We start from the raw sequence: 11,352 nt of genomic DNA on the forward strand, positions 1-11,352 counted from the left end.
ATGTATCGGAAAGCTAAACGCGGAATTGGAATGTAATTTTCCCCTTTATTTACTAATTTTAATTCTTGTCGAATTGTCAGATGATTTATGATCTACATCCAGAGCGAACTGATTGATTGTCTGAAATAACTCTTCTTTTATATAGCGTCCACAGCTATAGGCTTCAACAGCGATCTGCAATATCTCAACTTTTACCATAATATCCTCATTCTCACAAAATATTCCACCGTTATCTTCAACTCTTTCCCAATATCGATAAAAACAGTTTTGCGCCGCAGATAATGATATATCACCTTGAATAAACCTAAGTAGTTCTCTAATCAATTCAGGATAATTCATTTCTTTTTTCATTCTCGCTTTTTGGTTTTTTAATGAAAAAGATAGATAATTTTCGAGATTCACCTCTGAAGTATCTTATAATAGTTTTAATATTATTCAGGTACTTTCTGTAATATTACTTGAATTCAATTTTATGTCGCTGTCACTCATGCAAATGCTGTTTCTGTCGTTTGTTGTTTTAGGATTTTAGTTTTACAGAGGGGTCTCCCTTGCAATAAAAGTCGCCATAACAATTGTTTGAATGTGAATATGAAAATAATTTGGAAGTGATGCCGTTGATGTCTTTGCAAGAATCTTTTGAAACTATTGATCGTCAAAACAGTCTTTTCAGTCCTGTTGGAATCTATGAATCTACATTTCAGGAAAAAGAAAAGATAGTCTACATTGAAATCAAAGATCTTCAAGAGCTGAGAATAATTTCTAAAAGTTTAGAAAAACCAATATTTTACGATAAACACTATTATTATGTTATTTTCGATGATATCCATTATCGAACAAGAAGGATTGACAAAATACATCAAAAATATGGTATCTGACTCAAAATTTTAAAAAAAGGTCGGTTAAAAAATAATCTTTGATTCATTTAATAATGAATAGGTTAATTGGAGTGCACCAGCAGATGTCCGTTCTTAAAAAAACCAAAATATCGCAGCCTTTTGATCCATTGAGAAAAGAGGATCGAATTGAGGCTTTACTATCGTCATATACATCTAAAGAACCAGAATGTCCATTTTATAAATGTGATAACCCAGATGTGAGATCAAAGTGCCTCCTTGATCCAACTACATGGCGTATCTGGGATTGTAAAGGCTTAACGTTTTTTCAAGGGCTTTGTTGTGGTTATGTTCTTAATGCCATAGAAACGAATTCGACTACACATCTCGATTAACATAAGCATAAATCGATTTAATTTTCATAAGAGAAGTTTAAATATGATTTGAGGCAAAAAAATGCGTGATTATGCTCTAAATGTTTGCTGTAAATGTAAAAGAAAGGATTGGGTGCCTGTCACACAAGAGGATAGAGACTATGCCTCTAAAAATGGTGGTCTGTTTATTCGGATTGTTGATCATGGTGATCATTTTTTGGAATTACATATTGATTGTAATGGAGCAGTACGACGGGAGTACCTATCTGAGAAGGCACCAGCAAAAATCCCGGCTAGTATCACTTCTTAAGTCAATTACCCCACCCTAAAGGATAGGGGCTTCCAGAGGCGGGAGACGTGATATATATTTTTCTTTTATCACCTTAAAATTACAAAAAGTTTTTAATAAAGCTTTAAAGCTTCAACTCTAATTAAACAAAAAAGGAAATTATTGTAATTTAACTAATCGTTCCTTCCATAGGCGAAGTCGATTTAATAATTCCGGTTGATCAGCAAAACGTACTTTTTGTCGTGTACGTCTTATTTCATATGTTACTGGACTTTGAATACGTGTTTCTAAAATTGCAATTAATTCATCTAGGTGCTTTTGTATTTCTTCTTCAGAAGTTGCTGAAGAGATTTGTAACATGCACTGATCCATAAGCTCTTCTAGCGTTAGTTGCTTCCACTGATCTCTCTTGACAGGTGTCTTACCTGTAAGAAGAACTTGTCCGGATTTCATAGAAACCATCCCCTCATGGATTAATTCATCGACAAAAGACTGTATCTCTGTTTCAGAATGTTCTGTCATTCGAGCGAGCGACTTCACAGTAGCTGATCCTATATCTCTCAATGCGAGTGGTATTTTAACTACCGGAAATTCACTTGTTAACAGCAATTCCAGTTTTTCCTTATTGGGTGTTTGCCTAGTTGTTTCTAATAAGAAATGGGTCGTTGCAAATGATAGAGTCTTCTCGTGTGCACGGTTCTCACTTAATTCAATCTCACGTTGATTTAAGGATTCGTTTATCTGAACTAGTTCAGTTTCTTTTTCCTTCAAATCCTTTGCTAAATCATTTAAATTATCACGCATTGTCTTTACATCTAAGTTTAATGCTTCCACATCTACTTCAAGGTCCTTTATTTTATTTTCTTTTACAGAAATCGATTTTTGTGCATCCTCGTATTTTTTAGTTAGTTCATCCAGATTTAGCTCGAGGGCAGAAGCTTTGTTTTCAAGTTCGCCTATTTTATTCTCGTTTTGGCTTATTTCATTCTGTAGCTGCGAAGCTTGTTCATCCTTCTGATTAACGGTATTTTGTAGTTCTTCTAAATTCGTCGTTTTAGTATCTATTTCTTTTTGTGCTTCTGCTAGTTCTGCTTCCAGTTTGGTGACTGTATCGGCTTTTTCCTGCGTTATACGATTCAAATCATTAATTTTTTCTTCTTTAGTATTGATAGAATCTCTTAATTCATTCATTTGGGTTTCTAAAGTGTTTAACTGGTTATCTTTTGTCTCTGCATTTCCTTTCAATTCATCAATTATTTTTTCTTTGGCAGTAACTTGTCCCTGCAACTCTTCATAGGTCGTTTCCTTACTCTGAAGTGCGTTTTTTAAATCAGTTACTTGATTTTCTAAGGTAGTTAGTTGTTCATTGCTACTTGTTGTCCTTGTTTCTAAATCTGTAATTGTTTGATCTTTGTCTGCAATTTGAGATTTTAACTCTTCAATAGTACCATTTAAAGCTCTATTCTGCTCATTTAAAGTGATAATCTCAGTCTGTAAAGTTGAAATATCATCACTCAACTGTGATTGTTTCTCCCCCTGAAACTTCAGATCAGTCACTTGATTTTGTAACTCTTTAATATTGTTTTGTGCTTCGCGCACTTCTCCTATACGTAATTCAAGTTTTATTTGTAAATCGTTTATTTTTTCTTCAAGCGCAGTAATTGCACTCGCTTTTTGTGATACTTCTTTTTCTATTGCTTTAAGCATCGTCTCCTTTTCTGTAAGTTTGTTGTTTAATTCGCTGGATTCTTTTTCTTTCTCAGATAATCTAACAATTAAAGTATCAATTTTTGATTGCAAATTAGAAAATTCTATTTCCTGCCCGTTAATAAAAGCTTGTTTTTCTTCTATTTCCCTCTTCAGCTTGGAAATGGTTTCTTCTAACTCTTTTATTCTCTCTTGATAGGCTGTAACTTTTGATTCAAGTTCATCTTCCATCTTCGTCACTTGCCATGATTTTTGGTTTAATTACACAGAATAATAATAACTAATGGATATACTAGAATACTCTCAAATAAAGGTTTTGAGCATCTTACTTAAAATCTTCTAGTGAATTCTTCCGCTTCTTAATAGCAGATCAGATTTAACTGCCGATTTAAATTAGAAATCTCTTAAGAAAGTACGAATATGTTCAAAATAGAAAACCTAAGAAAAAATAATTGCATAAGCAGTTTACATTAATGATTACAAGGAATTTAACAAAAGGAATAAAGAAGAGTTTATTTTGTAATTTCTATTGCTGCATAGCCTACTACTTGTCCGTAATTACCAGAAGTGTCACCACTTGTTGTATATGATAATAATTTGGCATCTTTTGAACCAAGGAGTTTTGTTGCAGTAAGCATCGCCATTACCGGCCCGTAGCCACACATACTGATACTTAATGATGATACTGTGTCATACAGTTTTTCTTCATTCAACTCTAATATTGCATCGATTGCCTTTCTATCCTTTTCTTGTGCCGTTTCATGGGGCTCATAGTGAGAGAAGTCAGTTGAAGCGATAATAACCGCGTTAAGTCCTGAGTTCTTTACCCCCTGAGCTATCGCTTGCCCTACTTCTTTTGCAGTTCTTACGTCTTGGAGCATCATACTGATGGGCACAAACTTAAATTCATCTTTATAAAGGAACTGCAGGAAAGGCAGTTGGACCTCAATTGAATGCTCCGCTTGATGACCCGTAGACTCTGCATCGATTATTTCGCCCTCATCTGCCTCTAAAATTGCTTCGGCAACACTAGAATCTATTGGAACATCGCCTAGCGGTGTTTTCCATATACCAGATTTCATGAGTGAAATGCCTGAGCCTAAAGGTGTATGGTTAGGGCCTAAAATGATGAATACGTCAGGTTTTTTCTCTAATGAAAGTTTAAAATAACTATGAGCTGCTGTAGCTCCAGAATAAATATATCCGGCATGAGGAACTACTAAACCAAGAACTATGGGCGTTAAATTGCCGATCTCTTCTGGGAGTTTTCCTGGGCCTAATTTGTGTAAGAAACATTTCTTTATGTTTTCTTTTAATCTGTTAGGATCAAGTTCGTAAAACATACCAGCTACTGCAGGTCTACGGATCATTTTCTGTCCCCCTTTTTAGCTTTAATCAAAGTTGATCTGTTTTTTACTTAATTCTCTTAATTTAATATATCATTTGCTCCATATAAACTTAATAGTTCTTCAAAGTCGTGTTTTACCGGTTAGTAATAATAAAAAAAGGTGAAAAGGTATTATGTGGTAGATACTCACCCCGCTTGAGTTGATCGCCCAGCTCGAGGGCGCTCGAGGGCAGGAATATTCAATTCGATACCCTTTGGAACAAATTGATCCATTTGATGCGCTAAATACCCTTGTTCATCTGGCCATTCAACTAATAACGTTTCAATGAGGTGTTTTACCCAGTTCTCATTGCATTCTTCTTTTTCAGTAACGACTACGAGCAGATTTTGCACTATTGTTTCTCCTTGACTGCCCGTATCTTCTGCTGACACTGTTACCAGTCTAACATAGATGTTCTCACTGGGTTCTTCCAATTTGAACTGGTCTCTGGTTACTGCCATAGTGTAAAAACTTGTAAGCTTTGTCGGATCCATTATCACACTGCTAAATTCTGTTTGCTCATTGAATACACGAAACTCCTTTATTATTGGCCCCATAATGATATCGAACTCAACCAAGAAAATGGCCTTTACGCCAAATTCTGTGGGGTCCACCATTTCAGATACTAAGAAACCTGGCCGCTGGTATGCTAAACCTAAATCTACCATCTGTGTGGCACCTTCAATTTCACTATCTGATTGCAGTTCAGATAATGATGATAGGGGATCGGATTGAGGAGTACGAATAAAGAAGTAGTACATTAGTCCACTGATAGCGCCACATACACCAATTACCGTCACAATACTGAACAATAGTGACATGTCTGAAAGACTTGCTATCAAAGGCAGATTTAATCCTCCTTGTTGCGCCACTGTAGCCTGGATTTCAATTTCTACTGATTCTTTGATATCGCTTCTGTAAAATATTAAACGTATTAGATAATCACCATTATCAAATTCTTTCATTGAGAATGTGGCTACACCATATTCATCTGTCTGTATCGTTGTATAATAGTCACTTTGAGAGAAACTTTGTAATAGCTCTGAATTTGCATTAACGTTGTTCTCACCGTAACCGTCGATATAAAGATCAACGGAAGTGTTCGACAGCGCTGTACCATCTGTATATTGGAATACAATGGTTATAGTGCTATCAGGATTTTCCTGAACATCAATATTTAAGCGTTCACCGACCCTTACCGTCTTTTCAATGGTTTCTACTATAGCATCGGGGATAGAATCAATTTTGATCTTTAGTTCGTATTCACCCACTTCGTCTGGTGTTATGCTTGTTTGGATAGAGCCATCTTCATCTGTTTTTTCGCTTATCAGCAATACGCCATCGAAATAAATCCAGACTTTAATTTGAATTGGTTCACCATCGTAGTCCTTAATGGTGACTCTAATATCTAGTGTATCTCCAAGTTCGATTCCAGTATCCACATCTACGTCAATTTCAGGCGTGTATTTTACCTTCAAAGTTTCAGTCTTTGTCTTATCGTCTGTTACAATCTTAATCTTTTGACTACCTAGTTCATCTTGAACTCTCAAATTGAGTTCAACTTCGCCATCAATATCTGTTGTATCTTCATCTTGTAATTCCCAGTTTCCATCGATCTCAGCATAGAGTTTTACGTTTATATTGACTTGTGGTTCGCCATCCTTTGATATTTTCACCTTTACTGTGTGATCTTTACCTTTTTCAACGGTTAAATCGTTTAAGATCTCGATTATAGTTCCCTGTGGTTCTTCTGGTTCATCTAAAATAGTAGTGCCGTGTTCCACTATGCTTATTCTGACAACACCTTGTCCGTCGTCTTTAGTGGCAACAATCTTGATAATACCTGCACCAATTTGTGCGTCAGAAGGAATGACGCAGTTTATTGTGACATCACCCGCTTGGATACCAGTTAGTGTAATTCCTTCACCGATCAGCACATCATTAAGGTACACTTGAACTACAGCATTACCAACACCAAAAAGGGGATTGTCTTTGTCTTTAACTTGGATATAAAGATCAACAACCTCGTTTTGACTATAGGAGTCATCTATGTTTGCAATGATATCCATATCGTCTACATACACAGACAATTGAACCGTATCCGAAACACAGTTATGATAATACAGAAACCCTTCAAAGTCTGCATAGACCGTTTGCACTTCACTTAATTCGTAGTTAAAGGTAAACTGTAATTCCGCGATCCCCTGAGCATTAGTAATTGTTGATCCTACGATGGTGTCATTAAGATAGAACACAACAGATTGTCCTGAGATTGGATTTCCTGCCTCATCAAGCAAAGTGGTCTTGAATTTTACAGTATCGCCCTGTGTTACCGATGTTATAGGATTGTCCTGTGTATCTGTTACTTCTATGGTTAACGAAGGATTAGAATATACCGTGACGGTTTGTGTGTCAGTATTGGGATCATAGAACCCACTTCCAGAAAATTCTGCTCGTACACTAACATCTCCAAGTAGATCATTAGTGATTGTCCAATCATAGGTTGCAAATCCGGAACTATTGGTCAATGAACTACCTAGTAATTGGCTATTAATATAGAAGTATATGGTATAACCTTCTAATGGTAAACCTGCATCGGTTAGCTCTGCAACTAATGTTACCACATCACCCCTATCTCCTTTGGTTGGTGTGCTTAGTGATAGGGAAGGAGTGGTATAGACCTCTAAATTAGTTGTTCCTGATTGACTAGCATAATAGTAACCAGATCCTGCGAATTCGGCATAGAACACATGAGTTCCTAATTGATCAGCCGTCCAAATGAACTCACCCATACCAGACGCATCGGTTGTAACAGTAGTCAAGATTGAACCGTTCAAGTAAATCACAACGTCGTATCCTACCATTGCGCCATTTTCATCGGTCAATGTCACCGTTATGGTAACGGTATCGCCCTTATCTACGGTTGAATCTGATAACTGAATACTGACAGAAGTATTTGAATAGACCGTTGTAAAGACATCATTTGAAATATAACCAAAGGCAGGACATTCAACATGAAGAGTCTGCACGCCAAGTAAATCATTTGTTATTGTCCAGTCGTATGTGGCGACTCCTGAACTGTCTGTCATTGAACTTCCTAAGAGTGTTCCGTTTAGATAGAAGAATATTTCCTCTCCTTCGATGCCAATACCAAATGAGTCGGTTAGGGTCGCACTTAGTGTAAGCAGGTCTCCACGATCAGCTGTTTCAGGTGCGTCTATATAGAATGTTTGAACCTCTATTTGTTCCACTTGTGTAATAGCAGCATGATAATATCCCGTCTCATTGAATTGAGCATAGACGTTATACAAATTCGCACTGCCTGGAATCCATGTATATTCAGCTATTCCAGTACTATTTGTTACAGCAGTCCCTAGTGGTACATCGTCTAGATAAAACTCGATTGTATACCCTTCTAATGGTAAACCACTTTCATCGGTCAAGATTGCCTGAATTAGTACATTTTCACCAATCCGAGCATGGGGCTGCAATGTCAAATCTAATGAAGGATTAGAATAAACATCAAGGTCTTCCGTGTTAGAAGTGCTGGAATGATAATATCCGCTTGCGATGAACTCTGCACGAATTTGTTGTTGTCCTAGCATCGAATTATCGACCAGCCACTGAAATGTGGCCACTCCACTGGAATTTGTAACCTCAGAGCCAAGCAATGTCGTACCAGCATAGAATAGAACTGTGTAGCCATCCAAACCATTCAATAGATTATCGGTCAATGTAGCGATTATCTCTACTGTATCTCCTCTGTCAGCTTCCATTACTTGAAGCTCGATGTGAAGATCTGTATTTGCATAGACTTCAAGTATATTCTGTGATTCGGTAAATCTAATGTACTGGGATATATTGACCAATCGAACTATTAGGTCGTGAGGTCCCACAGGTGAATCGACAGGAATACCGTAAATAAGTTCTACGTAGCCAGTTCCATCAGTAACTCCACTATCAACTACCTGATCAATAGTTGCATCATATAATTCAACCGTATAATCTGACAAACTATTTCCTAATCCATCAGTTAGTGTAATACTTACTGTGATTGATTCTTCTCTCGTAACCATCGAAGAACTTAACGTTGCATCAATTGTGACATTCATGTACACTTCCAGAGTGTCTGATTCCTCTGAAAAATTGATGTCCCCTTCATAAACAGTAGCATTTATCGTATGCTCACCGTATACCGCATCTAGTGGAACAGTGTAGTCGTAAGAAGCGAGCCCTTGGTCATCTGTAATTGCTGTGCCTAGTAAGGTGTTATTATCATAGAATTTTACTTCTGTGCCAATTTCAGGTGTTGATGTAATAGAATCTGTGACCGTTGCATTTATTGTTACAGTTTCTCCTCTATTGATTTCTGTAGCAGATAGTTCTAAATCTATAGTGTACGGATTAACAAACTCAACAGTTGCATGGTCTACAAGCACTTCACCACTTAAAGGAACTATTACAGTTGCATTAATCATATGAACTCCAACAGGACGGCTTTGGGGGATTTGCCAATCGTAAATTGCAATACCATCATTATCAGTAGATATCGACTGAATCCAATAATTCTCAGTGGGTGTTTCATCATAAAAATCAACAATTACGTCAGGGAAAGGATTACTTTCGTTATCAAGTACCGTAGCTTTAAGTTCCACTGTTGATCCTTTAAGTTGTCTATCAGGCGTTATTTCTAATGTAATTTCTAATTGATTTCCAAGAACTTGAATTGTTGTGGTGTCATTGTATTCTGGAGATCCTGATAATTCAGCTCTAATGACATGACTACCCAAGGTAGCATCTGAAGGAATTGTATAATCATATATAGCGTATCCTTGATCATCTAAGATCGCTGTACCAATATAAATATCATCATCATAAAAGTCAACAGGTTCGTTGATATATGGAATAGAGAATTCATCAGTTACTATCGCAGTTAGCTCACAGCTCTGATCTCTTTGTAATACTGATGGATTTGCCTCTAATGTTACGTTATATGTTTCAGCTCTAGCATTATCACCGTTTATTGCGACAAATATCATTATTACTGCCAAAAAAAGGATTATGAATAGCCTCGTCTTTTTACTCCGTAATTTCTCAAATATCATTTGTGCTGCACCAATCACCCATTTTATTTTAATTTTTTTTCAAATAAAGACTCTCAATTAAAATAAACGAAACCTGCTTTATAAAGAAATAAACCTCCTTTTTAAACAAAGTCTAGCCTTAATAACTCAGAGAATTTAGGTGAATAGTTTTGTAACTTTGATGAACTAATTGAATTAATTTATGCACATTAGGTGTTTGCTCGGCATTTCAATAGAGGGGAACAGAGGTTAAGGTTTTGAAAAACGCACTTCCTGTAAACTACATTTCCCATCCCTTGCTTACAGAAAACTGTATTGAGAGTCGAATCTATCAACAGAAAATACTAGCCAGAGCAATTCATAACAACACTATCATTGTACTTCCTGCCGGAATGGGGAAGACCATAATAGCTACTCTGATTATAGCCTACCATTTGAACAAGAACGTTGGGAAGAATGGAACAATCAATACTCAGTGCATTTTTTTAACTCCAACGAAACCGTTAGTTCTCAAATACATTGTCATGCTGCAAGAAAAATTGACGATCCCTGAGCATATCAATTACATTATTGGAAATATTTCAAATGATAAAAGAGCCAAGTTATTTAAGAAGTCTAAAATTGTAGTAATGACGCCCAATGTGTTATATACTGATATAATTAACGATCGCTACGATTTTGGGAACGTTTCGCTTATTGTTTTTGATGAATGTCATCGTGCTGCTGGGAAACATGCTTACGTTAAAGTTGCAGATCAATATTTTCTACAAAAGAGTAAAGGAAGAGTATTAGGAATAACAACTTCTTTAGGGAATAAAAGAATAACAGAAGAAGTCTGTCGCAATCTGCGAATCACATCAGTAGATAGTAGAACAACAAGCGATTACGATATATCCTCATATGTTTCTCAAAAAAGAATTGAATGGCACATGATCCCTCTTCCAAAATTGTTCCAGGACATCAGAACAGTACTCGAAAAGCAACTATATAGATTCATAGAGGGTTTAGCAAAAAAGAGTGTTAATGTTCCAGACGATCCTAGAAAGATCACCTTAAAGCAGTTAGTTGAGTTACAAGGTGAGTATCAGAATAAACTCTCATCAATACCCTTAAGAACTAAATTATCAGCGAATTTGAAGCTTTTAATTGCACAAATAGCATCCTGTATTCGCTTATTCCATTTGATTGAAAGAATTGAGACTCAGGGGCTCAGCTCAGCAAAACACTTCATAGAAAAAATAAAGGAAAAAGCACTCCAAGACAAAAAGGGATATACAAAAAGGGAGATGTTACGACGATTTTATCGTTTAAAATCTATTAAAACAGTTGAAAAAATGCTTGAAGAGGGATTAAGAGAGGGTTATGAGCATCCTAAGATCATTGAAACGGTCGAGATAGTTAAAAAACAAATAACCGAAAAGCCCGATTCTAGGATTCTTATATTTGCAAATTATAGAGCGTCAATTAATATCATTGTTGACGAACTTAATAAGATGAATTTAGAAGCAAAGAAAGTCTGTGCAGCTGGTCTTGTCGGGCATAAGCATAAAGGAACAATTGGTGGTCTATCATCAAAACAGCAAATGACGTTACTTAAACACTTTAAAGAGGGTATCATTAATGTGCTTGTTGCTACGAGCGTGGCTGAACAAGGGCTAGATATAATAGACTCTGATC

Annotated in this window: 8 protein-coding genes; 4 read left to right on the forward strand and 4 right to left on the reverse strand. The window is 36.3% G+C overall.

Annotated features, from left to right (window positions below; all coding sequences use genetic code 11):
• Positions 1-45: 45 nt before the first annotated feature.
• Positions 46-351, reverse strand: a complete 306-nt coding sequence (locus tag QVB70_RS00655) for a hypothetical protein (RefSeq protein ID WP_287582364.1) — start codon at positions 349-351, stop codon at positions 46-48.
• A gap of 266 nt (positions 352-617) precedes the next feature.
• Here QVB70_RS00655 and QVB70_RS00660 point away from each other — a divergent pair, with 266 nt between their 5' ends.
• From QVB70_RS00660 to QVB70_RS00670, 3 genes are all read left to right on the forward strand, one after another.
• A complete protein-coding gene (locus tag QVB70_RS00660) occupies positions 618-875 on the forward strand; it encodes a hypothetical protein (protein ID WP_287582366.1) in 258 nt (85 codons plus the stop codon).
• Positions 876-958: 83 nt separating this feature from the next.
• Positions 959-1,228, forward strand: a complete 270-nt coding sequence (locus QVB70_RS00665; protein ID WP_287582368.1) for a hypothetical protein — start codon at positions 959-961, stop codon at positions 1,226-1,228.
• Between the two features lie 61 nt (positions 1,229-1,289).
• Entirely contained in the window at positions 1,290-1,517 is a 228-nt protein-coding gene (locus QVB70_RS00670) for a hypothetical protein (RefSeq protein ID WP_287582369.1), read from the forward strand.
• A gap of 138 nt (positions 1,518-1,655) precedes the next feature.
• Here QVB70_RS00670 and QVB70_RS00675 read toward each other — a convergent pair whose 3' ends face one another.
• From QVB70_RS00675 to QVB70_RS00685, 3 genes are all read right to left on the reverse strand, one after another.
• Positions 1,656-3,434: a hypothetical protein gene (locus QVB70_RS00675; RefSeq protein WP_287582371.1), complete on the reverse strand. Its 1,779-nt coding sequence runs from the start codon at positions 3,432-3,434 to the stop codon at positions 1,656-1,658.
• A 281-nt stretch (positions 3,435-3,715) separates the two neighbouring features.
• Positions 3,716-4,573 (reverse strand): AmmeMemoRadiSam system protein B, encoded by an 858-nt coding sequence (gene amrB, locus QVB70_RS00680; protein ID WP_287582373.1) that lies wholly within the window; start codon positions 4,571-4,573, stop codon positions 3,716-3,718.
• Between the two features lie 164 nt (positions 4,574-4,737).
• Complete coding sequence (locus QVB70_RS00685; RefSeq protein WP_287582375.1) at positions 4,738-9,696, reverse strand: Ig-like domain repeat protein; 4,959 nt, start codon at positions 9,694-9,696, stop codon at positions 4,738-4,740.
• Between the two features lie 236 nt (positions 9,697-9,932).
• On the opposite strand from QVB70_RS00685, the gene QVB70_RS00690 reads away from it, so the two are divergent.
• Positions 9,933-11,352, forward strand: a 1,420-nt coding sequence (locus tag QVB70_RS00690) for a DEAD/DEAH box helicase (protein WP_287582377.1), incomplete at its 3' end; no start/stop codon positions are given.

Source organism: Candidatus Borrarchaeum sp., from assembly GCF_019058535.1.
Taxonomy (GTDB): Archaea; Asgardarchaeota; Sifarchaeia; order Borrarchaeales; family Borrarchaeaceae; genus Borrarchaeum; species Borrarchaeum weybense.